The sequence below is a fragment of the Acidovorax sp. DMC1 genome (assembly GCF_056314325.1).
Genome location: NZ_JBQUYO010000004.1, coordinates 386,128 through 410,115, shown reverse-complemented (window position 1 = coordinate 410,115; position 23,988 = coordinate 386,128). Strand labels below are relative to the sequence as shown.

At 67.6% G+C, this 23,988-nt stretch carries 22 protein-coding genes; 11 read left to right on the top strand and 11 right to left on the bottom strand.

Annotation, left to right across the window (positions count from 1 at the left end; translation table 11 throughout):
• Positions 1–209: 209 nt before the first annotated feature.
• The 3 genes from ACT531_RS11915 to ACT531_RS11905 all read right to left on the bottom strand — a co-directional run bounded on the left by ACT531_RS11915 (position 210) and on the right by ACT531_RS11905 (position 4,747).
• Positions 210–1,397: a hypothetical protein gene (locus ACT531_RS11915; RefSeq protein ID WP_476017562.1), complete on the bottom strand. Its 1,188-nt coding sequence runs from the start codon at positions 1,395–1,397 to the stop codon at positions 210–212.
• Positions 1,398–1,541: 144 nt separating this feature from the next.
• Entirely contained in the window at positions 1,542–4,097 is a 2,556-nt protein-coding gene (locus tag ACT531_RS11910; RefSeq protein ID WP_476017561.1) for an ATP-binding protein, read from the bottom strand.
• Positions 4,097–4,747, bottom strand: coding sequence for a LuxR C-terminal-related transcriptional regulator (locus ACT531_RS11905; RefSeq protein ID WP_476017560.1), 651 nt, complete (start codon positions 4,745–4,747; stop codon positions 4,097–4,099). Before ACT531_RS11905 ends, ACT531_RS11910 begins: the two co-directional genes overlap by 1 nt.
• Positions 4,748–4,925: 178 nt before the next feature.
• On the opposite strand from ACT531_RS11905, the gene ACT531_RS11900 reads away from it, so the two are divergent.
• The gene (locus ACT531_RS11900) at positions 4,926–6,002 is read left to right on the top strand and encodes a hypothetical protein (RefSeq protein WP_476017559.1); all 1,077 of its coding nucleotides are present in this window, start codon (positions 4,926–4,928) and stop codon (positions 6,000–6,002) included.
• A 129-nt stretch (positions 6,003–6,131) separates the two neighbouring features.
• On the opposite strand, the gene ACT531_RS11895 is transcribed toward ACT531_RS11900, so the two are convergent.
• The 3 genes from ACT531_RS11895 to ACT531_RS11885 form a co-directional block, all read right to left on the bottom strand.
• On the bottom strand, positions 6,132–7,268 hold the full coding sequence (locus tag ACT531_RS11895; RefSeq protein ID WP_291441352.1) for a peptidoglycan-binding domain-containing protein: 1,137 nt from the start codon (positions 7,266–7,268) through the stop codon (positions 6,132–6,134).
• Between the two features lie 150 nt (positions 7,269–7,418).
• Positions 7,419–7,787, bottom strand: a complete 369-nt coding sequence (locus tag ACT531_RS11890) for a DUF2237 family protein (protein ID WP_015015773.1) — start codon at positions 7,785–7,787, stop codon at positions 7,419–7,421.
• Between the two features lie 46 nt (positions 7,788–7,833).
• Positions 7,834–8,313: a DUF421 domain-containing protein gene (locus ACT531_RS11885; RefSeq protein ID WP_476017558.1), complete on the bottom strand. Its 480-nt coding sequence runs from the start codon at positions 8,311–8,313 to the stop codon at positions 7,834–7,836.
• 154 nt (positions 8,314–8,467) lie between these two features.
• Between ACT531_RS11885 and ACT531_RS11880 the strand changes: the two genes are divergently transcribed.
• The 3 genes from ACT531_RS11880 to ACT531_RS11870 are packed head-to-tail and all read left to right on the top strand — an operon-like array spanning position 8,468 to position 10,331.
• Entirely contained in the window at positions 8,468–9,166 is a 699-nt protein-coding gene (locus tag ACT531_RS11880; protein ID WP_476017557.1) for a DUF4197 domain-containing protein, read from the top strand.
• A gap of 11 nt (positions 9,167–9,177) precedes the next feature.
• Positions 9,178–9,627: a YchJ family protein gene (locus ACT531_RS11875; protein WP_476017556.1), complete on the top strand. Its 450-nt coding sequence runs from the start codon at positions 9,178–9,180 to the stop codon at positions 9,625–9,627.
• 50 nt (positions 9,628–9,677) lie between these two features.
• On the top strand, positions 9,678–10,331 hold the full coding sequence (locus ACT531_RS11870) for an HAD family hydrolase (RefSeq protein ID WP_476017555.1): 654 nt from the start codon (positions 9,678–9,680) through the stop codon (positions 10,329–10,331).
• Between the two features lie 56 nt (positions 10,332–10,387).
• On the opposite strand, the gene ACT531_RS11865 is transcribed toward ACT531_RS11870, so the two are convergent.
• A complete protein-coding gene (locus ACT531_RS11865; RefSeq protein ID WP_476017554.1) occupies positions 10,388–11,074 on the bottom strand; it encodes a glutathione S-transferase family protein in 687 nt (228 codons plus the stop codon).
• An 81-nt stretch (positions 11,075–11,155) separates the two neighbouring features.
• Positions 11,156–12,289, bottom strand: a complete 1,134-nt coding sequence (locus ACT531_RS11860) for an AraC family transcriptional regulator (RefSeq protein ID WP_476017553.1) — start codon at positions 12,287–12,289, stop codon at positions 11,156–11,158.
• Between the two features lie 106 nt (positions 12,290–12,395).
• Between ACT531_RS11860 and ACT531_RS11855 the strand changes: the two genes are divergently transcribed.
• The 7 genes from ACT531_RS11855 (at position 12,396) to ACT531_RS11825 (ending at position 20,956) form a co-directional block, all read left to right on the top strand.
• The gene (locus tag ACT531_RS11855; RefSeq protein ID WP_476017552.1) at positions 12,396–14,126 is read left to right on the top strand and encodes an AMP-binding protein; all 1,731 of its coding nucleotides are present in this window, start codon (positions 12,396–12,398) and stop codon (positions 14,124–14,126) included.
• Between the two features lie 13 nt (positions 14,127–14,139).
• The gene (locus ACT531_RS11850) at positions 14,140–15,747 is read left to right on the top strand and encodes a carboxyl transferase domain-containing protein (RefSeq protein ID WP_476017551.1); all 1,608 of its coding nucleotides are present in this window, start codon (positions 14,140–14,142) and stop codon (positions 15,745–15,747) included.
• Positions 15,748–15,776: 29 nt separating this feature from the next.
• On the top strand, positions 15,777–16,286 hold the full coding sequence (locus tag ACT531_RS11845) for a DinB family protein (protein WP_476017550.1): 510 nt from the start codon (positions 15,777–15,779) through the stop codon (positions 16,284–16,286).
• Complete coding sequence (locus tag ACT531_RS11840; protein WP_476017549.1) at positions 16,283–17,068, top strand: enoyl-CoA hydratase/isomerase family protein; 786 nt, start codon at positions 16,283–16,285, stop codon at positions 17,066–17,068. The genes ACT531_RS11845 and ACT531_RS11840 overlap by 4 nt, the downstream gene beginning before the upstream one ends.
• A 156-nt stretch (positions 17,069–17,224) precedes the next feature.
• Positions 17,225–17,944, top strand: coding sequence for a DUF4126 domain-containing protein (locus ACT531_RS11835; protein ID WP_476017548.1), 720 nt, complete (start codon positions 17,225–17,227; stop codon positions 17,942–17,944).
• Positions 17,945–19,972 (top strand): acetyl/propionyl/methylcrotonyl-CoA carboxylase subunit alpha, encoded by a 2,028-nt coding sequence (locus tag ACT531_RS11830; protein WP_476017547.1) that lies wholly within the window; start codon positions 17,945–17,947, stop codon positions 19,970–19,972.
• 63 nt (positions 19,973–20,035) lie between these two features.
• Positions 20,036–20,956, top strand: a complete 921-nt coding sequence (locus tag ACT531_RS11825) for a 2-hydroxyacid dehydrogenase (RefSeq protein WP_476017546.1) — start codon at positions 20,036–20,038, stop codon at positions 20,954–20,956.
• A 24-nt stretch (positions 20,957–20,980) separates the two neighbouring features.
• Here ACT531_RS11825 and ACT531_RS11820 read toward each other — a convergent pair whose 3' ends face one another.
• From ACT531_RS11820 to ACT531_RS11810, 3 genes are all read right to left on the bottom strand, one after another.
• Positions 20,981–22,009, bottom strand: a complete 1,029-nt coding sequence (locus ACT531_RS11820) for a Bug family tripartite tricarboxylate transporter substrate binding protein (RefSeq protein WP_476017545.1) — start codon at positions 22,007–22,009, stop codon at positions 20,981–20,983.
• A gap of 74 nt (positions 22,010–22,083) precedes the next feature.
• Positions 22,084–22,941, bottom strand: coding sequence for a beta-keto acid cleavage family enzyme (locus tag ACT531_RS11815; RefSeq protein WP_476017544.1), 858 nt, complete (start codon positions 22,939–22,941; stop codon positions 22,084–22,086).
• Positions 22,938–23,921 carry a 3-hydroxyacyl-CoA dehydrogenase family protein gene (locus ACT531_RS11810; protein WP_476017543.1) on the bottom strand — a complete coding sequence of 328 codons (984 nt, stop codon included), beginning with the start codon at positions 23,919–23,921 and terminating at the stop codon, positions 22,938–22,940. The genes ACT531_RS11815 and ACT531_RS11810 overlap by 4 nt, the downstream gene beginning before the upstream one ends.
• Positions 23,922–23,988: the final 67 nt, after the last annotated feature.

Here is a 23,988-nt window from a genome sequence, read left to right as displayed (position 1 = left end):
TTGATCCATGTCCGCCTTGCACGCCAAAACGCCCCGGCTCTTCGTTGCAAATGCTCGCCATAGCCCGAGGTATGGCTGCGCTTTGCGCCTCGATCCGAGGCGTTTTGGCGCGCCTTTCGGGCTTGGCTCAAAAACTCTCAGCCTCTGAGCCTGCGCGCCACGGTGCCCGGCCCGCAGTGTGCTGGCCTTTCGGACGTGCCCCAAGACGCTCAGCCCCTGAGGCGTAGCTCGCGCTCCAGCAGCGCGAGCCGCTCGGGCTCAGCGTGGTGCCGGGCCACCGGCTGCACGCTGGTAAACACAGTGCGCCCCATTTCCACGCGCCCGCTCCAGGCCAGGGCCAGTGCGTAGTCGCAGGTGCACACGGCCAGCGAGGGCCAGGCGCCCGGAGCCTTGCGCACCAGCCCTAGAAACTGCTCACACGCCTTGCCCAGGTGGCTGGCTGCCTCGCCCGCGCGGGCCGGGTCGCGCAGCGCAATCATGCCCCGCACCCAGTCGATGAATGCTTGCCCGTGGGGTGGCAGCATGGCGGGCTGCAGCGTGTCCACGAGGCGCTGCGCCTCGTCGGTGTGGCCCGCGCGGGCCTCGCCCAGGGCCAGGTCCAGCTGCAAAGTGGGCTCTCCCGGCCGCTGCGCCATGAGGTCGCGCAGGCGGGCGGTGAAGCCCGCATGGTCGCCTGTGGCCAGGGGCAGGGTATAGGTGCGGGCCAAGAATTCGTTGTCGTCCGCCGGGCGCATGGGGTGGACACGCAAGCGCAGGATGGCGGCGTCCACCCCTTCGGCGCGCGCCTCGAACCAGGCCATGCGCACGGCGGCGTCCCAGGCGGGCTGCCGCAAGAACGCATGCCGGTCGGCCGCACGGGCCAGCCGCTGGGCCAGCACGTCCAGGCGTGGCAGGTCGCCCGTGGCGTGCGCGTGCAGCATCTGCTGGTACATGCGCTGAAACTGGTGCATGTAGGCAAACACCCCCAGCGGCGCCAGCATGGCCAGTACCAATATCCCCTGCACCCATGGGCTCCACTGGCGCCACACGGCCAGCGCCACCAGGGCTGCGCACACCAGCAGCCAGGTGCGGTTGTTGCGCAGCAGCTGCCGCAGCGTGGTCCAGAGGCCGGGGTTCTCCTGGGCTTCGATCTGGTCGCGCGCCAGCTGGCGCAGCGCCTTTACGTCCAGGGGGCCCAGCGCGTCGTCCGCCATTTCGGTGATCGCACGGGCATACAGCCCGGAGGTGTGCAGCTGCACCTGGGTCAGCGGGGGCTGCTGCAGCGCCGCAATGGCCTGCATGGCTTCTTCGGCCGTCTGGGCATGCACGAAGCCCTCGGTGGGGCGGCCTTGCGCGTCCTGCGCCTGGTACAGCCAGCGGGGCTGGCCGGGCGGTGGGGTGGTCCCGGTGGTGGTCATGGTGTGGCTCCCTCCTCATGTGACTTGCCAGCGTGTCGGTGTCGCCGGTCGATGGCTGCGGATGGTAGGGGGGTTGGGGATTGCTGCGTGCAGCGGGCAGACGGGCGGTGCACCGCTGGCGGACGGCCGGTGCTGTGGAAGGGCTTATTGGAAAGGCACGGGGTGCTGTTCCCGCTGGCTTTTGCCATGAGCCAGCCACTGCATCAGCACCGCATGCAGCTCTGCAGGGTTCACAGGCTTGCGCAGCACCAGGTAGCCTTCGTCCTCGGCATCCCGCAAGGCGGGCGCGTCGAATTCGCCGCTGACCATCGCGCCCCGGGCGGAAGGGCAGCGTGCCAGCAGCGTGCGCAGGATGTCAAAGCCGCTCTCGCCCGAGCGCAGCCGCTGGTCGCAGAAGATGGCATCTGGCACCAGCCCTTCGTCGAGAAGGCCATGGGCTTCGACCCCGGTGGTGGCATAGGCTGCCGCCACGCCCCAGGCTTCGAGCATGGCGCGCCAGGCCTTGAGCACCTGGGGGTCATCGTCCAGCACCAGGCATTGGCCCTGCAGCGGTCGGCTCGCCACAGCCTGGTGGTGCGTTGCGGCAGAGGTGGTGGGCGCGCCTGCATCGGTGGCCACATGGGCTGGCAGCCGCAGCCAGAAGCGCGAACCCCGCCCCGCCAGCGAGTGCACACCGTAGGCCGCCCCCAACTGCTCGGCACAGCGCGCCACCACGGCCAAACCCAGGCCGTGCCCCGCGTCGTCCATCTGGTCGGCCCGCGATCCCCGGTAGTAGGGGCTGAACACCCGGGCCTGATCGGCCGGGGCAATGCCAATGCCCGTGTCCCGCACCTCCACCAGCCAGCCGCCGCCGCGTGCGCGGGCACTCACCAGCACCTTGCCCTGCGGCGTGTAGCGGATGGCGTTCTGCACCAGGTTCGCCAACGCCTGGCGCAGCAGCACCGGCTCGGCCCAGACGGTGGCGCCACGGCGCGGCAGCCGCAGCCGCAGGGTCAGGCCGCCCAGGCTGGCCTGCTCGCGGAACAGCCGCACCACATCTGCCAGCAGCGCGCCGAGGTCCACGGCGGTTTTGTGGCCCAGTGGCTGCCCCGACTCCAGGCGCGACAGGTCCAGCAGCGCATTGAACAGCTGGCTCATGGCCTGCATGCTGGCGCGCAGATCGGCCACCAGCGGACGCAGGACCGGGTCGGTATTGCGCAGGCTGATCGCCTCCACCATGAGGGACATGGCGTGCACGGGCTGGCGCAGGTCATGGCTGGCGGTGGCGAGGAACATGTTTTTCTCAGTCAGGGCGCTTTCTGCCTGGCGCCGTGCTGCGGCCAGGGCCTCGTTGGCCGTGCGCGTGCGCCGGTACAGCCAGAAGCTGGCGCCCGCGGCGAGCAGTGCCAGGGCCACCGCCGCCGCCAGTCCTATCTGCTGCATGCGGCGCACGCGCAGCTCGGCATCCTGCACCCGGTTGGCCTGCGCCAGCTGATCGATCTGGCGCTGGCGCTCAGAGCTGTCAAAGCGCTCCTGCAAGGTCGCCACCGCCTGGTCGCGCTCGGTATGGAACAGCTCCTTGGCCAGCGCCTGCTGCTTGCGGGTGGTGGCCATGGCTTCACGGTACAGGCCCGCTTGTTCATACATGCGCGACAGCTCGCCCAGCAGCTGTTCTTCCATGGGCAGGGAGCCCGCTTCGTGCACAAACCGGATGCCCGCCTCCACCTCGTGTACACCGGCCGCAATGCGGCCCTGCCCCATGAGCGCAAAGCCCAGGTTGGCCTGCGCCAGTGCGGCACCATTCAATTCGTGTGCGTCGCGGTAGGCGGCCAGCGCCTCGCGCATCACAGGCTCCGCCTGCGCATACGCCTTGCGCTGCAGCAGGACGTCGCCCAGGTTGTTCAGCGCCGTGGCCTGGAGCCCGGCCAGCCCTCCCGCGCGCGCAATCTGCAGCGCTTGGCGGTATGCCGCTATGGCCGTGTCGAGGTCGCCCTGCACGTTTTCGACATTACCCCGGTGCAGGTGCAGCCAGCCCAGTGCTTGCCGTGCATCCAGCTTCTCGGCCAGGGGCAGCGCCTCGCGGATGGTTTGCAGCGCCCGTTCCGGGTTCTTCATGTCGAAATGCAGCAGCTCCAGATGCGTGCGCGACCGCAGCTCTGCCGTGGCCGCCTGGCGAGGCAGCGTGCGCGACAGCTCCAGGCTGCGCAGCAGCTGGGCCAGTGCCTCTTCAAACTGCCCGTTGCCGCTGTGCAGCGCGCCCAGTGTCAGGTGGTACAGCCAGCGCACCCAGGGGTCGCCTACGGTCTCGGCCCCGGCCGCGACTTGCGCCAGCGCCTCCAGCCCTGCACGTGTCTTGCCCGCCACGGCCAGTTGCCGGGCCTCAAAGGCGGCGGCCAGCACCTGCGAGGACATGTCGTTCGACGTGGACGCCAGCGCCTTCAGTTGCGCGATGGCCTCCGTCACCACAGGGGCCTGCCCGGTCTCGAAGGCGGCGTCTGCCAGCGCGGCAAAGTAGGTGCGCCGGGTATCGGCATGCGCCGCGCGGGTAAAGCGCGGGGCTGCCGCCTGCAGGGCCTGCACGGTCTCGGCGCTGTTGCGCTGCGACAGGGTCTGCAGGCGGTCCAGCTCGGCCAGGTCCTGGGACGGTGTCTGCGCGCCTGCGGACAGCGTTCCGAGCAGGCCCAGCGCAGCGGCCAGCACCCAGGGCCGCAAAAGGCGCATCAGGACAGCTCCAGCCGCCGCCCACGCAGCAGGGTGATGGCCTCCACCCGTGTGCGCACGCGCAGCCGCTCCAGGATGCCCGTCACGTGCTCCTTCACGGTGCTCTCTGCAATGTCGAGCTGGGACGCAATGCGCTTGTTGGGCAGGCCTTGCAGCACCAGCGCAAGGATCTGTCCCTGGCGTGCAGACAGGCCCAGCTCTGCCGGTGTCACCGGCAGGTCGCGGCTGCGCGGCGGCTGGCTGCCGATCTGGCCGGGCTCAAACCACACCAGGCCGCCCAGCAAGGCTTCCACCGCCAGGCCAAAGGTGTCGGGTGCGGCCTGCTTGTGGATGAAGCCCTGGGCGCCCGCCTGCCGGGCCTGCGCCATCACCGCAGGGTCATCGTCGCCGCTGATCACTGCAATGGGGGTGCCAGGGCAGTGCGCGCGCACCTGCGCGATCAGGCCCAGCGCCGAGCCCTCGGCCAGCCAGAAATCAACCAGCACGATGGCCGGTGTGCCCCGCGTGCCCACCCAGCGAAGCAGGTCGTCCGCGCCGGAGGCCACCACCACGTCCATCTGCGGCATGCGGGCACGCAGGAATTCGGCCATGCCGTGTGCCACCAGCGGATGGTCGTCGAGGATGAGCGCGTAAGGAGAGGGAGGGGACATGCGGGGGGGAGGGAGGCAGCCCGGCGGGCAGCCAATACCGAAAGGTATGCCTGCGGGCAAATTCTGCCAAGTGTTCAGCAGGATGGACGGCGCGCAAACCCTACCAGCGTAGGGTTTCGCATGGGAGGGGGTGCTGCACAGAATCCGCGCTCCACTCACCATCACGAGGTTTCTGTTCATGACACGACAAGCCAGCGCAACGGGTGCCGGGCGCACCTGGCACCCCGCACGACCTATCTTCCGCTGGGCCCCCCTGGGCCTGGCTGCCGCCTTGCTGGCAGGCTGCGGCGGAGGTGATGACAACAACGGCACGTCGCCGCCCAGCGCTGGTGCATTCAGCATCGGTGGCGCGGTCAGTGGTCTGGGCGCTGGCAAGACAGTGACGTTGCAGAACGCCGGCAAGGACGACCTGACGGTGAACGCCAATGGCAACTTCGTGTTCGCCACGCGCCTGGATAACGGCATTGCCTATGCCGTCACCGTCAAGACCCAGCCCAGCGGTCAGCGCTGCACCGTGACGGAAGGCACTGGCACGGCCACCGCCAATGTGAGCATCGTGCAGGTGCGCTGCGAGAACCTGGCGGCGGCCACCTATACCGTGGGCGGCTCGGTCAGCGGCCTGGCGGGCGGCACCGTGGTGCTGCAGAACAACGGGCGCGACGACCTGTCGGTTGCCAGCAACGGCGGCTTCACCTTCGGCACGGCGCTGGCGGGGGGCACGGCCTACGCCATCACGGTGCGCACGCAGCCTTCGGGCCAGAGCTGCACGGTGCGCAACGGTACGGGCACGGTGGGATCGGCCAACGTGAGTACGGTGGACGTGAGCTGCGCGACCGCTGCGCAGGGGCTGCCGGAGGGCGACTGGAAGCAGGGCCAGTGTTCCGTGGTGCGGCCTGGTGTGTGGGGGCGCGTGCTTTGGCGCATTGCCCGACAAAGCGATACCCGGGCAACGGCCGCACAGGGCGTCATGACCTACGCGACGGCCGACTGCTCGGGCCAGGGCACGATAGCGGGGCCGCTCACCGATCTGGGCGTGTTCAACTTCGACCGCAGCGGAAGCACGGCAAGCGCCACAGCTTTCTGGAGCACCTGGGTGACGCCGTCGGGCATCACGTCGCGCTCTGTGTGGACTCGCAAGGGTGCCTATCTGTGCGTTTTCGGTGACAGTACCCCCACGGTGTTTCCCACGGCAGCCAGTGCAGAGGCTTACGCAGACCTCATCATTGCCAACAAGGCCTGCTACACGCAGAACTGAGGGTGCTTGGGCGCTTCCTGGCAAGGGGGCTGCCCTATCGCCCATCGCGTTCGATGTCTCCGCCGTGTGTGGAAACGAGAGGCCGCCATGGATTGCCATGGCGGCCTTTTTCAATACTGAACCGAACGGTTACTTTGACAGCTCCACCATCGTGGCCGCGTCCAGTCTGCCCGACTGCGCGATGCCCCGGTCTTTCTGGAACGCGCGCAGTGCAGATGCGGTCTTGCCGCCCATGGCGCCATCGGGCGTGCCCGCGTTGTAGCCCAGCTCATTCAGGCGAGCCTGCGCGTCGCGCAGCGAAAGCCCGGCGGTGGCTCCATTGCTTTGCGCGGCAGCACGTGCGGCCGATGTCTGCGAGGGCGGTGCGGCGCCGTCCACACTCAGCCGCCCGCCGCCACCCAGGCCCTGGCCTTTCACCGTCTGGGCGCGGTAGTTGCGCAGCGACTGCACCATCTGGTTGAAAGCATCCATGAAGGCGGCCGCAATCACCTTGCCTTCGGCCGTGTTGGAGTAGCCGCCCATGCGCGCGCCGCCCGAGCCGCCCAGCAGCTGCCCCATGGCGCCAAAGTCGGTCTTGGCGGCGCTGCCTTCCGAGGCCGCCACCTGCACGCCCGAGCGGTTGTCGATGAGCGTGAGCAGCGCGCTGGCCTCCTTGGTGTTCATGCTGCCGCCAATGGCTGCCAGCAAGCCGCCTGCGCGGCCGCCGACCAGGCCGCCCAGCGATGCGGAGGCACCACCCGCGTTGTTGTTCTGGAATACGATTTCGGGGGACAGGCCATAGTCCGAGGCCACCATCTGGCCCTGGCCAAACTGGCTGCCCTGCCGCATTTCGCCCGACTGCATCAGCGCGCGCTCGCGCGTCATCGCGTTCATGCCGGCCGCGCCGCGCTCCACCACCACAAAGCAGTTGGACTGCTGCACCAGCAGGCGCAGCAGGTTGGCCGTGGGCGGCAGGCGGTACTGGTCGCGCAGGATGGTGTACCAGCCGGCCTGCTGGTTTTCGATCAGCGAGACGGTGCCCAGCGGGCTTTCGCAGCGCTCGAGCGAGTCGCTGGCACCGGTGGAGGCACCGCCCGCAGCGCTGCCGGTGGCCACGGTCTTGGCATCGGCGCTGCCCATGCGCATGTTGGTGGTTTCGCAGCCGCTCAGCAGGGCAGCAGCGGCCACGGCTGCGCTGACCGCGCACAGGCGCAGCGGGGTGGAGGAACGGGACAGGTTGGCAGCGGCACGCGCGCGCCGCAGCGGGGCAGAAAGGGTGGTGGTCATGGTGACGGATGTGGCCGCATGTGCAGCGAAAGGGAGGAACACAAAGTCCTGATCTTTCGCCGTGCGGCCAGCCACCGGCAACCCGACAGAAGTAGGGTGGCAGCAGCGTCACACCCGGCCCGGGTTGCGCTGCGGCCCGTGGCTGCTGGGTCAGCGGCTGGACAGCGCCGCGCTCTGCAACTGCGCCAGCGTCACGAACTCCAGGGCACGCGCATGGGTGCACTCCAGGATCACCGGCGGTGCCACACCAGCCTCGTAGGCCTCCTTCCAGCGCAGGGCGCACAGGCACCAGCGGTTGTTGGGCTTGAGGCCTGCAAACCGGTACTCGGGGCGGGGGGTGATGAGGTCGTTGCCCCGCGACAGCGAGAAGTCCAGAAACGCCTGCGTCATGCGTGCGCAGATCACGTGGGTGCCGTGGTCGTGCTCGTCGGTGTTGCAGCAGCCGTCACGGTAAAAGCCAGTCAGCGGGTCGTAGGAGCAGGGCATCAGCATGGTGCCCAGTACATTCAGTGCAGTCATATCGGATGGTGTGGTTGGGGCGGTAGCAGATGCTGGGCGCGACGGGTCAGCTCTCATCGCCACGGCGGCGCAGCACCACGGTGATCTGGCCGTTGGTCTCGATGGTCGCACGCTCTACCTCGTGCGCGTGCAGGCAGCCGCCAGCACGCAGCGCGGCCTCCACGTCGTCGCGGGTCAGCAGCTCCTTGCGCATCAGGGACTGGTTCAACTGGCCTTTGTCGATCAGCACCTGCGCCTGGCCGTCCACCCAGCGCCCGATGCGCGGAAAGTGAAACGCCAGCCGGGCCAGGGCCACGTGGCACAGCATCAGCGTGCTGGCGGAGATGAGCCCACCCACCAGCGAGTTGTCGCCCGCGTTCATCGAGTTTTGCACCGCGTTCGACAGGATCAGCAGCAGGATCAGGTCAAACGGCTCGTACTGGCCGGTCTGCCGCTTGCCCGACAGGCGCATGAACACCAGCAAGAACAGATACACCACCACGCCGCGCACGACAAATTCCCACCACGGCACGCTCATTTCCCACATTGCAAGGTTCCTTGTTGGATGCTTGGGTGCTGGCAGTCTACGGCCTGCCGCGCCCCTTCGATGCGGTGAGCGAAAATCCCGCACTCACCGTCTCTGCGCGCTCCCCTGGCTTCCCATCGGGAGCCGCCCGCGCTCCTTCTGAAAGAACCGATCCATGCAACGCCGCCAATTCACCCAGGCCAGCCTCGCCGGGGCTCTGCTGTGCGCCACCGCGCAACAGGCCTGGGCCCTGTCGCTGGGCAATCTGACCAATGCCGATGCCGCCAGCGGGCTCAAGGCTGCGCTGACCCAGGGCGCGCAGGCGGCGGTGTCGCTGCTGGGCCGCAATGACGGTTTTCTGTGCAACCCCAAGGTGCGTATCGGCCTGCCGGGCTACCTGGACGACGCCGCCAAGGTCATGAAGTCCCTGGGCCAGGGCAAGCGCATTGATGAGCTGGTGGTGTCCATCAACCGCGCCGCCGAAGCGGCCGTGCCCATGGGCAAGGACCTGCTGGTGGGCGCGGTGCAGAACATGACGGTGACCGACGCCAAGAACATCCTCGCCGGGGGTGACAACTCGGTGACCGCCTTCTTTGCCGAGAAGACGCGTACACCACTGGGCCAGCGTTTTCTGCCCGTGGTGAACCAGGCCACCGAGAAGGTCGGCCTCACGCAGAAGTACAACGCCTTCGCCGGCAAGGCCGCGAGTTTTGGCCTGCTGAAGGCCGAAGACGCCAACCTGGCGCAGTACGTCACCGGCAAGACGCTGGACGGCCTGTACCTCATGATCGGCGAAGAAGAGCGCAAGATCCGCCAGGACCCGGCCGCCGCCGGCAGCGCCATCGCCCGCAAAGTGTTTGGTGCCTTGCGCTGAGGGGCGTCACGATGTCTTTGCCGCAGCCTAACGACCCCTGCCCTTGCGGCCGCCTGGCGCCCGCGGGCCCGGGTGGCAACAAGGGCAAAGGTGCGACCCCCTTGCCCTTCGCCAGCTGTTGCGGCCGCTACCTGGCCGCCCCCGGGTTGGAGGCCATGGCTGCTCCCGATGCCGAAAGCCTCATGCGGTCGCGCTACATCGCCTTTGTGTGTGAGCGGGCCGACTACCTGCAGGCCACCTGGCACGCCAGCACCCGCCCGGCCACGCTCGACTTTGATGCGGGCGCCAAATGGCTCGGGCTGGACGTGCGCCGATACGCCACCACCGATGCCGACCACGCCGTGGTCGAGTTTGTGGCCCGCTACCGTGTCGCCGGGCGCGCCGTGCGCCTGCACGAGATCAGCCGTTTTGTGCGCGAGGGCGGGCGCTGGTTTTATGTCGATGGAGACCTGCATGGCTGAAGTTCAAGCCAAAACCACCCCAGGCGCTAGTACAACGTGCCTTGATAGCTATGAAATTTGAAGCAATCCTGTTTGACTGCGACGGTGTGCTGGTAGACAGCGAGCCCATCACCAATGGCGTGCTGCGCGACATGCTGGCCGAGGCCGGGTGGGTGCTGACGCCCGAAGAGTGCATGCGCCTCTTCATCGGCAAGATGGTGCGCAGCGAGGCGGCGCGCATTGAGCACCACACCGGCAGCCCGCTGACCGACGAATGGATGTCGGCCTTCTACGCACGCCGCAACGCCGCACTGGAGGCGCAGCTCACCGCCATCGAGCACATCCACGGCACTGTCGAGCGCGTGCACGCCCACCACGACGGGCGCATTGCCTGTGCCTCGGGGGCCGACCGCTTCAAGGTCGAGATGCAGCTGGCCAAGGTGGGCCTGGCGCCGTACTTTGCGGGCCGCATTTTCAGTGGCCACGAGATGCCCGCCACCAAGCCCGCACCCGACGTGTACCTGGCCGCCGCCGCAGCGCTGCAGGCCGTGCCCACGCGCTGCGCGGTGGTCGAGGACACGGTGACAGGGGTGACCGCTGGCGTGGCGGCCGGGGCCACCGTGTTTGCCTACGCCCCGCTGGACGACGGTGCCGCGCTGCGGGCTGCGGGCGCGCAGCACGTGTTTCGCAGCATGGCGGAGTTGCCAGAGCTGCTGGGCTGCTGACCGTCGGCCCGACTTGCGGGCCCCCGCGAGATCGCAAAAAGACTTTGAACAGGTTCTCAGGGCTGCGTATCGGGTGCGGGCGTGGTGGGCACACCTTGCTCTTCAGCGGCACGCACCTGTGCCACCATCGCCCGCTGGTAACCCGGCCGTTGCTGCAGCCGCTGCCAGTAGGCCTGCGTGGCCGGGCCAAATTGCGCACTCAGCCCCAGGTGCTGCGCCAGCAGCAGCGCATAACCCACCGCCACATCCGCCGCCGTGAAGCGGCCTGCACACAGGTAGTCGCTGGCGCCGTGGGTCAGCGCGGTCTCCACGGCGCGCAGCCGTGCCAGAAACCAGCGGCTGTAGTCCTCCACCACCTGCGGTTGCTTGCGCTCTGCCGGTTCAAACCCCCCATAGCGCAGCACCAGCGTCTGCGGAAAGGTCAGCGTGGCATCGCTCATGTGCAGCCAGTTCAGGTACGCGCCATACGCCGGGTGTGTGTGCGCCACATCCAGCCCCGCGTCGGGGTGCGTGGCAGCGAGGTACTGGCACATCGCCGCCGATTCGGTCATGCGCACCTCGTTCGGTGCGGCGCCCTGCACCAGCAGCGGCACCGTGCCCAGCGGGTTCTCGTCCAGAAACCACCGCGCCTTGGCGCGTGGCGGGAAGGGCAGCATGTGGAGCTGGTAGGGCAGTTGCAGCTCTTCGAGCATCCACAGGGGGCGGAAGGAGCGGGCGCTGACGCAGTGGTGGAGGTGGAGCATGGCAAGCAGGTCGAAGTCAAGGGCCAGTGTAGTGAGGCTGCAATGCCGTGGCGTGACGCCACCTGTCACGTTGGGTGCAAATCATGCCGTGTGTGTCTGGCGGCGAAATTCGGCGGGCGACTGCCCGGTCCACCCGCGAAACGCCCGGATAAAACTCTTCTCGTTCTCAAACCCTGCCGCCTCCGCCACCTGCTTGATGGGCCGCTGCGTGCGGTGCAGCAGCTCCACCGCGCGGGTGCGGCGCACCTCGTCTTTCAGGCCCTGAAGCGTGGCATCTTCTTCCTTCAACTGCCGGTGCAGCGTGCGCGGCGATACGTGCAGCAGCGCGGCCAGGGATTCGGCGCTGTGCTGGGGCAGGGCGTGGGCGGGCTGGCCCGGCAGGGGGGCGGCCAGCAGTTGGCGCACGCGTTGCACCAGCAGGCGGTCGCGGCGGTAGTGCAGCACGGTCAGGGGCAGGGCGTGCTGCAGCATCTGGCGCAGGGCCTGCTCGTCGCGGCGCAGGGGCAGGTGCAGGTAGCGGGCGTCGAAGTGGATGGCCGTGCTCGGCGCGTGGAAGGTGACGGGGCCCCGGAACAGCACGGCATACGCATCGGCGTGCGGCGGGGCATCAAACGCAAATTCGGCAGCGATGAGGGGGATGCGCGAGTCCACCATCCAGCAGGCCAGGCCGTGGGCATTGCGCAGCACCGACACCAGGCAGAACTCGCGCAGCGCGCCCAGGTCGCGCGCCTCGGTGATGGCCAGGGTGGCAGTGTCGCCGGTGGTGGTGAGGTGCAGCGCAATGTCGTCCGTCAGCAGGCCGTGGTGGCGGCACCAGCGGGCCAGGGCCACCTGCAGCGTGGGTGAGCTGATGGATGCTCGCGCCAGCATGCCGTAGCTGCCCCAGGGCAGGCGGCGGCTGAACCAGCCCAGGGCCTCGTCGTCCAGCTCCTGCATGGCGGCGTCGGAGATCTGTTCCATCTGCCAGGCGGTGATGCGCGCGCTGTCGTCCTGCAGCAGCTGCGGCGCAATCTGTGCCTGGGCCAGGGCGCGTTCGGGGCTCATGCCGCGCCGTTCGTAGGCCAGAACAATGGCGCGCACGAAGGCGATGGGCGTGGCCGCCGGTGCGATGGGCGTAGCGGCGGGGGCTGTGGCGGAAGCAGGCAGGCGGTGGGCGGGTGGGGCAGGTGGTTTCACGTTACAGAGTGTGCCAGCCGTGGCACGATTTGCAACCATTGTGGCAACCCGGCCGGGCCGTGGGCTTCTATGCTTGCCTATGCTTTCGAATGGCTCGCCCTGCGCGCTCTGCCCGCGCTGGCCGGATGACCGAGGAGACAAACCCGTGACGACTGCAGCCGCAAAACAATCCGCACCGCTGGTAGACAGCTACGCTCGTGGCGCTACCGATGTTCCCCTGATCGAGCAGACCATCGGCGCCTTCTTTGCCGACATGGTGGCCCGCCAGCCCGAGCGCGAGGCGCTGGTCAGCGTGCACCAGGGCCGCCGCTACACTTACGCCCAGTTGCAGACCGAAGCCCACCGCCTGGCCAGCGCGCTGCTGGGCCTGGGGCTCACCCCCGGCGACCGCGTGGGCATCTGGTCGCACAACAACGCCGAATGGGTGCTGATGCAGCTGGCCACCGCGCAGGTGGGCCTGGTGCTGGTCAACATCAACCCGGCCTACCGCACGTCTGAGGTGGAATACGCGCTGAACAAGGTGGGCTGCAAGCTGCTGGTGACCATGGCCCGCTTCAAGACCAGCGACTACCTGGGCATGCTGCGCGAGCTGGCGCCCGAATGGCACCACCAGCAGCCGGGCCAGCTGGGCTCCGTGAAGCTGCCCCACCTGAACACGGTGGTGTGGATCGATGAGGCGGGGCAGAGCGCCGACGAGCCGGGCCTGATGCGCTTTACCGACCTGCTGGCACGCGGCAACGCGGCCGACCCGCGCCTGGCGCAGGTCGCGGCGGGCCTCCAGGCCACCGACCCCATCAACATCCAGTTCACCAGTGGCACCACCGGCTTTCCCAAGGGCGCCACGCTAACGCACCGCAACATCCTGAACAACGGCTTCTTCATTGGCGAGTGCATGAAGCTCGCGCCCGAAGACCGCCTGTGCATCCCCGTGCCGCTGTACCACTGCTTTGGCATGGTGCTGGGCAACCTGGCGTGCTTTACCCACGGCGCCACCATCGTGTACCCCAACGACGGGTTTGACCCGCTCACCGTGCTGCAGACGGTGCAGGACGAGCGCTGCACCGGCCTGCATGGCGTGCCCACCATGTTCATCGCCGAGCTGGACCACCCGCGTTTTGCCGAGTTCAACCTCAGCACCCTGCGCACCGGCATCATGGCGGGATCGCCGTGCCCCACCGAGGTGATGAAGCGCGTGGTGGAGCAGATGAACTTGCGCGAAATTACCATCGCCTACGGCATGACCGAGACCAGCCCCGTGAGCTGCCAGAGCAGCACCGACACGCCGCTGGACAAGCGCGTATCGACCGTGGGCCAGGTGCAGCCGCACCTGGAGGTGAAGATCGTGGACCCGGACACTGGTGCCGTGGTGCCCGTCGGCCAGCGCGGCGAGTTCTGCACCAAGGGCTATTCGGTGATGCACGGCTACTGGGGCGACGAAGCCAAGACCCGCGAGGCGATTGACGAAGGTGGCTGGATGCACACCGGCGACCTGGCCACCATGGACGCCGAGGGCTATGTGAACATCGTGGGCCGCATCAAGGACATGGTGATCCGTGGCGGCGAGAACATCTACCCGCGCGAGATCGAAGAATTTTTGTACCGCCACCCCCAGGTGCAGGACGTGCAGGTGGTGGGCGTGCCCGACCAGAAGTACGGTGAAGAACTCTGCGCCTGGATCATCGCCAAGCCCGGAACGAAGCCGACCGAAGACGACATCCGCGCCTTCTGCAAGGGCCAGATCGCGCACTACAAGGTGCCCCGCTACATCCGCTTTGTCACCAGTTTTCCGATGACGGTGACGGGCAAGATCCAGAAGTTCAAGATCCGCGACGAGATGAAGGATCTACTGAACCTGCAAGAACAAAAGACCGCTTGAAGAGCACCACAGCATGACCATTCTCGACACCCAACTCAACGCCCGCTCGGCGGACTTTCTGGCCAATGCCGCCGCCATGCGTACGCTGGTGGATGACCTGCGCGCCCAGCTCGACAAAGTAGCCCAGGGCGGCGGCGAAGCGGCCCGAGCCAAGCACACGGCACGCGGCAAGCTGCTGCCGCGCGAGCGCGTGCAGATGTTGCTGGACCCCGGCACGCCGTTCCTCGAACTCGCCCCGCTGGCCGCGCTGAACATGTACAACAACGACGCGCCCTGCGCGGGCCTTATCGCGGGCATTGGCCGCGTGAGCGGCGTGGACTGCATGATCGTGTGCAACGACGCCACAGTGAAGGGCGGCACCTACTACCCGCTCACCGTGAAGAAGCACCTGCGTGCGCAAGAAGTGGCGCAGCAGAACCACCTGCCCTGCATCTACCTGGTGGACTCGGGCGGCGCTAACCTGCCGAATCAGGACGAGGTCTTCCCCGACCGCGACCATTTCGGCCGCATCTTCTTCAACCAGGCCAACATGAGTGCCATGGGCATCAGCCAGATCGCCGTGGTCATGGGCTCGTGCACGGCAGGCGGCGCGTATGTGCCCGCGATGAGCGATGAATCCATCATCGTCAAGAACCAGGGCACCATCTTTTTGGGCGGTCCGCCGCTGGTCAAAGCCGCCACGGGCGAGGTGGTGAGCGCCGAAGACCTGGGCGGCGGCGATGTCCACACCCGCCTGTCGGGCGTGGCAGACCACCTGGCGCAGAACGACCTGCACGCGCTGCAGCTGGCACGCAATGCGGTGCGCAATTTGAATAAAAACAAGCCGCAGGCGCCCGCAGATCATGTGCCAACAGCTCCTAAATTTGCAGCAGAAGAGCTGTATGGTGTGATCCCGGTGGACACGCGCAAGCCCTTCGATGTGCGCGAGATCATTGCGCGCATCGTGGACGGCAGCGAGTTCGACGAGTTCAAGGCACGCTACGGCACCACGCTGGTCTGCGGCTTTGCGCGCATTGAAGGGATGGCTGTGGGCATCATCGCCAACAACGGCATCCTGTTCAGCGAGTCGGCTCTGAAAGGCGCGCACTTTATCGAGCTGTGCTGCCAGCGCAAGATCCCGCTGGTGTTCCTGCAGAACATCACCGGCTTCATGGTGGGCCGCAAGTACGAGAACGAAGGCATCGCCCGCAACGGCGCGAAGATGGTCACGGCCGTGGCCACGGCGAGCGTGCCCAAGTTCACCATCATCATTGGCGGCAGCTTTGGCGCGGGCAACTACGGCATGTGCGGCCGCGCGTACAGCCCCCGCTTCTTGTGGATGTGGCCCAACGCGCGTATCAGCGTGATGGGCGGTGAGCAGGCAGCAGGCGTGCTGGCCACGGTGAAGCGCGACGGCATCGAGGCCAAAGGCGGGCAGTGGAGCATGGAGGAAGAAGAAGCCTTCAAAGCCCCCATCCGCCGCCAGTACGAAGACCAGGGCCACCCCTACTACGCCACCGCGCGCCTGTGGGACGACGGCGTGATCGACCCCGCCGACACCCGCCGCGTGCTGGCGCTGGGCCTGGCGGCCACGCGCAATGCGCCGATTGAAGACACCAAGTTCGGCCTGTTCCGGATGTAACCCCGCCAGAGCCAGAACCTGGAGCTGTCATGGACGCTGTTGCCCACTTCACCCAGCTCGCGCGCTACAACGTGTGGGCCACGGCGCGCGTGCTCGATGCCGTGCGGGCGCTGCCGGACGGTGACTACCGGCGCGATGTGGGCCTGTTCTTCAAAAGCATTCACGGCACGCTCAACCACCTGCTGGTGGGTGAGCACCATCTGTGGTTTGTGCGCTTTGCCGAAGGCATCTCGCCCAAGGTGGCCCTGGACGCCGAGCTGGAGAGTGACCGCGCGCAGCTCGATGCCCGGCTGCGCGAAGGTGCGGCCCGCTGGGCGCCGCTGATTGCGTCGTTCTCGCCCGAGCGCTGGACCGGCACGCTCGACTACACCACCATGCGCGGCACGGCGGCATCGCTGCCGTTTGCCGCCACGCTGGCGCATGTGTTCAACCACGGCACACACCACCGGGGTCAGATCACTGCCGCATTGACCGCGCTGGGCCAGCCTTGCCCAGAGCTGGACTTCGTCTACTTCCTTCAAAACCCGACCAAGCCATGAGCAGTCAGAACCTTTCCATCACCCAGGCCGGCGCAGTGGCGCGCATCACGCTCACGCAGCCGGAGATTCGCAACGCCTTCAGCGACGAAGTGATTGCCGAGATAACGGCCGCCTTTGTGGACGTGGGCAGCCGCGCCGATGTGCGCGCGGTGGTGCTGGCGGCCGAAGGCCCCGCATTCTGTGCCGGTGCCAACCTGAACTGGATGCGCCGCATGGCCGACTACACGCGCGATGAAAACATCGCCGACGCTGGCAAGCTGGCCGAGATGCTGCGCGTGATTTACGAATGCCCCAAGCCAACAATAACCCGCGTGCAGGGCGATGTGTACGCCGGCGGCATGGGCCTGGTGGCCGCGTGCGACATGGCCGTGGCGGTGGACACAGCGGGCTTTTGCCTCAGCGAGGTGAAGCTGGGGCTCATCCCCGCCACCATCAGTCCCTATGTGATCCGTGCCATGGGGGCACGCGCTGCGCACCGCTACTTCCTCACGGCCGAGCGTTTTGGCGCGGACGAAGCCTTGCGCATTGGGTTTGTGCACGAGGTGGTAGCGGCTGACCAGCTCGATGCCAAGGTGGACGAACTGCTCAAGGCCCTGACCACCGCCAGCCCCAACGCCGTGCGCGTGTGCAAGAAGCTGGTGATGGATGTGGCCGAGCGCGAGATCAACGCCGGACTGATTGCCGCCACCGTGCAGGGCATCGCCGACATCCGCGCCAGCGAAGAAGGCAAGGAGGGCGTGCAGTCGTTCCTGAACAAGCGCAAGCCCAACTGGTTGATATGAAACACCCCCTGAGTCGCTGCGCGCCTTCCCCCTCTCTCGCTTCGCGGGAGGGGGACGATGCCCTCGCTGCGGGGCGGCCCTTGCTCGGCATCCCTGGCATGGAGTCGTGGCGGGCTCGCACCTCGGGGGCAAGGCCGAACGCGGCGGAGGACTGACATGGACACCCTCTGGTTCAACATCGTGCAGTGGTTCCACACGCTGGGGCTGCATGTGGATGGCGGCACTGCGCGCGCTGTGGGCGACGCGGCAGCCACAGCCACGGCGCAGCTCGACATGCCCAGCCTGCTGGCTTTGGCCGCCGCACTGGGCTGGGCCAGCGGCTTTCGCTTGTATGCCGTCGTGTTTCTGGTGGGAATGATGGGTGTGCTGGGCTGGGTGCCATTGCCCCCCGGCTTGGCCGTGCTGCAGAACCCGCTGGTGCTGATGGTGAGCGGCGTGCTGCTGATGGTGGAGTTTTTTGCCGACAAGGTGCCCTGGGTGGACAGCGCCTGGGATGCCATGCACGCCTTCATCCGCGTGCCCGCGGGTGCGGCCCTGGCCTTTGGTGTGTTCGGCGCCGACAACGCCGCACTGGCCGTGCTGGCGGGGCTTTTGGGCGGATCGCTCTCGGCCACGGCGTTGGCGACCAAGATGACCACGCGTGCAGCGGTGAACACCTCGCCCGAGCCGTTTTCCAACTGGGGCCTGTCGTTCTTTGAAGACGGCCTGGTGGTGGCTGTGGTGTGGCTGGCCACGCAGTACCCGGTGGCGTTTGGTGTGGCGCTGGTGGTGATGGTGGTCGTGTCGGTGCTGTTGCTGGTGGTGTTGTTCAAGTTTCTGCGCGCCGTGGTGCGGCGCTTGTCTTCTTTCTTTTCTGGTTCTGCCAAGGTGGCCTAAATGTTCAAAAAAATTCTGATTGCCAATCGCGGAGAGATCGCTTGCCGGGTGGCGGCCACTGCGCGTCGTCTTGGTGTGAAGACCGTCGCTGTGTATTCCGACGCCGATGCCAACGCCAAACACGTGGCCGTATGCGACGAGGCGGTGCACATTGGCGGCAGCGCGCCCAAGGACAGCTACCTGCGCTGGGAGCGCATCATCGAAGCGGCCAAGGCCACGGGGGCGCAGGCCATTCACCCTGGCTACGGCTTTCTGAGCGAGAACGAAGACTTCGCCAAGGCCTGTGCCGATGCGGGCCTGGTCTTCATTGGCCCCCCCGCCAGCGCCATCAATGCCATGGGGCTCAAGGCCGAGTCCAAGCGGCTGATGGAGCAGGCACAGGTGCCCTTGGTGCCGGGCTACCACGGTGCGGACCAAGACCCTGCCATGTTGCAACGCGAGGCCGACCGCATTGGCTACCCTGTGCTCATCAAGGCCAGCGCGGGTGGCGGCGGCAAGGGCATGCGCGCGGTGGACAAGGCCGAGGACTTTGCGGCGGCGCTCGAATCGTGCAAGCGCGAGGCCATCAACAGCTTTGGCGACGATGCAGTGCTGGTGGAGAAATACGTGCAGCGCCCCCGCCACATCGAGATCCAGGTGTTTGGCGACACACACGGCAACTGCGTGTACCTGTTCGAGCGCGACTGCTCGGTGCAGCGCCGCCACCAGAAGGTGCTGGAAGAAGCCCCTGCCCCCGGCATGACACCCGAGCTGCGCGCCCGCATGGGCGAGGCCGCCATAGCTGCCGCACGCGCCGTGAACTACGTGGGCGCGGGCACGGTGGAGTTCATCGTCGAACAGCCCGGCGGCTATGACGCGCCGGAGCAGATGAAGTTCTACTTCATGGAGATGAACACCCGCCTGCAGGTGGAGCACCCCGTGACAGAAGCCATCACCGGCCTGGACCTGGTGGAGTGGCAGCTGCGCGTGGCGTCGGGCGAACCGCTGCCGCTGAAGCAGGAAGACCTGCGCATCACCGGCCACGCCATCGAGGCGCGCATCTGCGCCGAGAATCCCGACAACAACTTCCTGCCCGCCACCGGCGCGCTCAACGTGTATGCGCTGCCCGAGTGCGTGACCTTCGAACGGGGCGCGGTGCGCGTGGATTCCGGCGTGCGCCAGGGCGATGCGATCAGCCCGTTTTATGACTCCATGGTGGCCAAGCTCATCGTGCATGGCGACACGCGCGAGCAGGCGCTGGCGCGGCTGGACGAAGCCCTGGCGCAAACCCACATCGTGGGCCTGGCGACCAACGTGCAGTTCCTGCGCCGCGTGGCGAAGACGGCGGCATTCGCGCAGGCCAAGCTCGATACCGCGCTGATCCCGCGCGAGCAGGCCGTGCTGTTCCACCAGGAGCCGGTGGGCCTGCCGCTGGCTGCGGCTGCCGCCATTGCCCAGACCTTGTTGCAAGAGCGTGCCAGCGAAGCCGCCGACCCGTTCAGCCGCCGCGATGGCTTCCACACGCATGGTGTGGTGCAGCGCCGGTTCGAGTTCGATTTTGGTGGTGCACATGCCAAGGCCTGGCTGACGTACGAACGCGGCGGTAGCCTGCACCTCGCTGTCGGCGAGGGCGATGCCGCCGTGGCCGGGCCCCTGGTGTTTGCGGCCATTCCCGGCGGCATCGAGCTGCAGTTTGCCGGCCAGCGCATGCGCGCCGCCGTGTATGCGCAGGGCGAGGTGGACCATGTCTTCACCCCGCTGGGCGCCACCCAGATCACCGCCATCGACCTGCTGGCGCACGCGGGCGAGGCGGCTGCCGAAGGCGGGCGCCTGACGGCCCCCATGCCTGGCAAGGTCGTGTCGTTTGCCGTGAAGGCGGGCGATGCCGTGACCAAGGGCCAGCCCCTGGCGGTGATGGAAGCCATGAAGATGGAGCACACGATTGCAGCGCCCGCTGATGGTGTAGTGCAGGAACTGCTGTACGCCCCCGGCGACCAGGTGACCGAAGGGGCAGAGCTGCTCAAGCTCGTGGTGGCTGAGAAGGCGTAAGCCCCATCGGGGCACCCCGTGTGTGACAGCGCGGGGTGCGCAATGCGGCTACGCTCGGGGCCCATGAAAATCACCTTTTGCTGTACCGATGCCAAGCCCGAGCCCTGGCTCCAGGGCTTTTCCGCCGCGCTGCCCGGCGCTGAGATTTCTGTGTGGCAGCCCGGCGCTCCCCAGGCCGACCATGCCGTCGTCTGGGCACCGCCCCAGCAGTTCATGGACGAGCAGCCCGCGCTCAAGGCCCTGTTCAACATCGGTGCGGGGGTGGATGCCCTGCTCAAGCTGCGCCTGCCGCCCCAGGCCCTGGTGGTGCGGCTGGACGATGCGGGCATGGCCGTCCAGATGGCCGAATATGTGTGCCATGCGGTCATCCGCCACTTCCGCGAGTTTGACGGCTACGAGGCCGACACGGCCGCCGGGCGCTGGGGCTACCGCAAGCCGCGCCTGCGCAGCGACTACCCCATCGGCGTGATGGGCCTGGGCGTGCTGGGCGAGCGGGTTGCCAAGGCGCTGGCGTTGTTTGACTTTCCCATCAACGGCTGGAGCCGCAGCCCCAAGGCCATCGAGGGGGTGCGCGCGTTTGCGGGGGCGGACCAGTTCCACGATTTTCTGACTGCGAGCCGTGTGCTAGTCAACCTGCTGCCCCTCACGCCCGACACCTCCGACGTGATCAACAAGGACACGCTGGCCCGGCTGCAGCCCGGCGCCTACGTCATCAACGTGGCGCGCGGAGCGCATCTGGTGGACGAGGATTTGCTGGCTGCCATCGACAGCGGCCAGGTGGCGGGCGCCACGCTCGATGTGTTCCGCACCGAGCCGCTGCCAGCGGGTCACCCGTTCTGGACGCACCCCCGCATCACCGTCACGCCGCACACCTCGGCGCGCACGTTGCGTGACGAAAGCATCGCCCAGATCGCGCGCAAGATGGCGGCGCTGGAACGGGGCGAGGCCGTGGCCGGAGTGGTAAACCCGGGGCGCGGCTACTGAGTCAATGTCCCCGCCGCGCGGGGCTCAATCCACCGTCACGCCCGCATCGCGCACCAGCTTGCCCAGTCGCTGCGCATCGGCCTTGATCAGCGCGCCAAAGTCGGCGGCGTTGCCCGCCACCACCGGCGTGCCGATGGCTTCCCATTTGGTGCGGAAGGCCGGGTCCTTGAAGATCGCGTTGACCGTGGTATTGAGCTTGTCGATGGTGGCCTGCGGGGTGCCCGCGCGCACGGCAATGCCGTGCCAGCCCGTGATCTGGTAGCCCGCAATGCCGGCCTCGGCCATCGTGGGCACGTTGGGCAGGACCTTGGCGCGCTCGCTGGACGTGACCGCCAGCGGGATCAGCTTGCCCGCCTGAATGTGGGGCAGCGAACTACCGACGATGTCGAACATCACGTTTACCTGCCCGCCGATCAGGTCATTGAGCGCAGGGCCTGCGCCCCGGTAGGGGATGTGTCCCATCTTCACACCCGTCATGGTGTTGAACAGCTCGCCCGCCAGGTGTTGCGGCGTGCCGTTGCCTGCTGACGCATAGCTCAGCACCGGCTTGCCAGCCTTGGCCATGGCCAGGAACTCGGCAAAGGTCTTGACGCCCAGCGAGGGGTGCACTTCCAGCACCAGAGGAAACGCCGACAGCTGGATCACTGGCGCCAGATCGGTCAGCGGGTTGAACGGCATGCTCGCGTAGAGCGAGGGGTTCACCGCCATCGGGCCACTGGCCGCCAGCAGCAGCGTGTGGCCGTCAGCAGGTGCCTGCTTGGCGACTTCGGCGCTGCCCGTGTTGCCACCAGCGCCCCCTTTGTTGTCCACCACCACGGGCACGCCCAGGCGGCTTTGCAACTCAGGTTGCAGCATGCGGGCCATCAGGTCGGTGGGGCCGCCGGGAGGGTAGGGCACCACAAAGCGGATGGTCTTGCTGGGGAACGCGGTAGCGGCCGTCTGTGCGGCGGCCTGACCCGCCAGGCCCAGGGCCAGGGGGATGCCCAAGGCTGCGTGTAACACGGCTCGGCGCGTGGTGCGGGGTGTGGACGAAGAAATGGGGCGGCGGTGCATGTCTGTCTCCTGTGGGGATGGATGAAGCCCGTCTGCTGCGGGTTGATGTCGATGGAGGAAGGGAAAGGGGGCTCTCAGGGCGCGCCAAAGCGGTGACGAATGTCGGCGGCGGTGGCCAGCGGGCGGCCCAACGCGGAGGCGGCCTCTACCGCCTGGCGCACCAGTGCGGCGTTGTCTGGGGCCACGCTGCCGTCCTTGCACAGCAGGTTGTTTTCAAACCCCACGCGGGCATGGCCCCCAAACACCGCGGCAGCGGCCACGCAGGCGTTTTCTGCGGCCCCAAAGGCGCACACGGCCCAAGGCTCGTTCCCCTCATGGGCGTTCAGAAACAGCAGCAGGTCGCGCGGGCTGGAGGTCTGGCCCGCGCTGTAGCGGCCCAGCACAAACAGCAGGAACCACGGTGCATCCGGCACCACGCCACTGGCGCGCAATGCCTGCCAGCGCCGCAGGTCGGCCACGTCGTACAGGATGACCTGCACCATGGTGCGCCGCTGGGCCAGACCGGTGAAGAAGCGCTGCAGCCCGGCTTCGCCGACCTCGGGCTTGTCCACCTCGCGCAGGCCGATGGACACGGCCTCGGGTTGCAAAGCCTCCACAACGGCGATCTGCGCCGGGGCCTGGTACACGCCTGCGGCTTCGCTGGTGATCTGGATGACCATGGCGTCGCCCACGGCCTGGCGCACCACGCGCTGCGCCTCGCGGTAGCCCTCTACATCGAGGCTATGGCGGCCCTGCGCATCGCGGATATGCATGTGCAGCATGGCTGCACCGGCATCCAGGCAGGCCTTGGCCGTGGTGGCCAGCGTGGCGGGGGTGATGGGCACAGCGGGGTGGTCGGCGGGCTGTTTGTACGCGCCGTTGGGGGCCACGGTCACGATCAGCGGGTCTGCCCACTGGCTGGGAGTCGTGGGTGATGTGGGCGATGCGGTCATGAACGATCTCCGGTATTTGGGGCTGCGTCGGCAGGGGGCTCGATGGTGGGCAGCTCGCTCGCCAGCAGCGCCAGGCCTTGGCGCAGTAGCGTGTCGTAGCGCTCGCGCTCGGCCCGCTTGCGGTCTTCCGGCCAGTCAAAGAAGCCTTTGCCGGTCTTCATGCCGAACTGGCCCTGGGCCACCTTGTCGCGCAGGGCCTGGGCGGGTCTGTCGGTGTTGGAGAGGGTTGGGTACATGGTGGCCGCGGCGGCGGTGTGCACCTCGATGCCTGCATGGTCGCGCTGCAGCACCGGCCCCGCCGCCAGAAAGCGGAAGCCAAAGCCAAAGCGCACGGCAGCGTCCACGTCCTCGGGCGAGGCAATGCCTTCGTCGATCAGCGCAAACGCCTCACGCGACAGCGCATGCTGCATGCGGTTGGCCAGAAAGCCCGGCTTGTCTTTCTTGACCAGCACCGGCACGCTGCCGCAGCCGCGCATGAAGGCGTGCAGCCAGGTGCCCAGGGCGGGGTCGCTGCGCTCGCCCAGCACCACCTCCACCAACGGCACCAGGTGGGCGGGCATGAAGAAGTGCAGGCCCAGCATGCGCTGCGCTGTGGTCAGCCCCTGGGCAATGGCGCTGATGGGAAAGCCCGAGCTGTTGCTGGCCAACACGGCGTTGGCGGGCGCGATGGCTTCCAGCTCGGCAAACAGTTGCTGCTTGGCGGCCAGTTGCTCGGTGATGCATTCGACCACCAGCACCACGCCGGCCCAGTCCACCTCTTGCAGTGAGGCGCACACCTGCACCGGGCCTGCGTGGGCGGCCTGGCCTGCGGCGGCCAGCTCCTGGGCGATGTGGGGCAGCAGCCGGTTGCGGCGGTCGGTATGCGGGTCCACCACCGTGACGTGGGCGCCCCCGCGCGCCAGGACCACGGCCACATCGGCCCCCATGGTGCCTCCGCCCACCACCACGGTGCGGGCGTTGCGAGGCGAACTTGTTTCCATCTTGTCTCCAGTTTTTGCTTGTCGTGCTGACATGCAATGCAGTCTAGGTTTCCTGAATTGCGCGGTC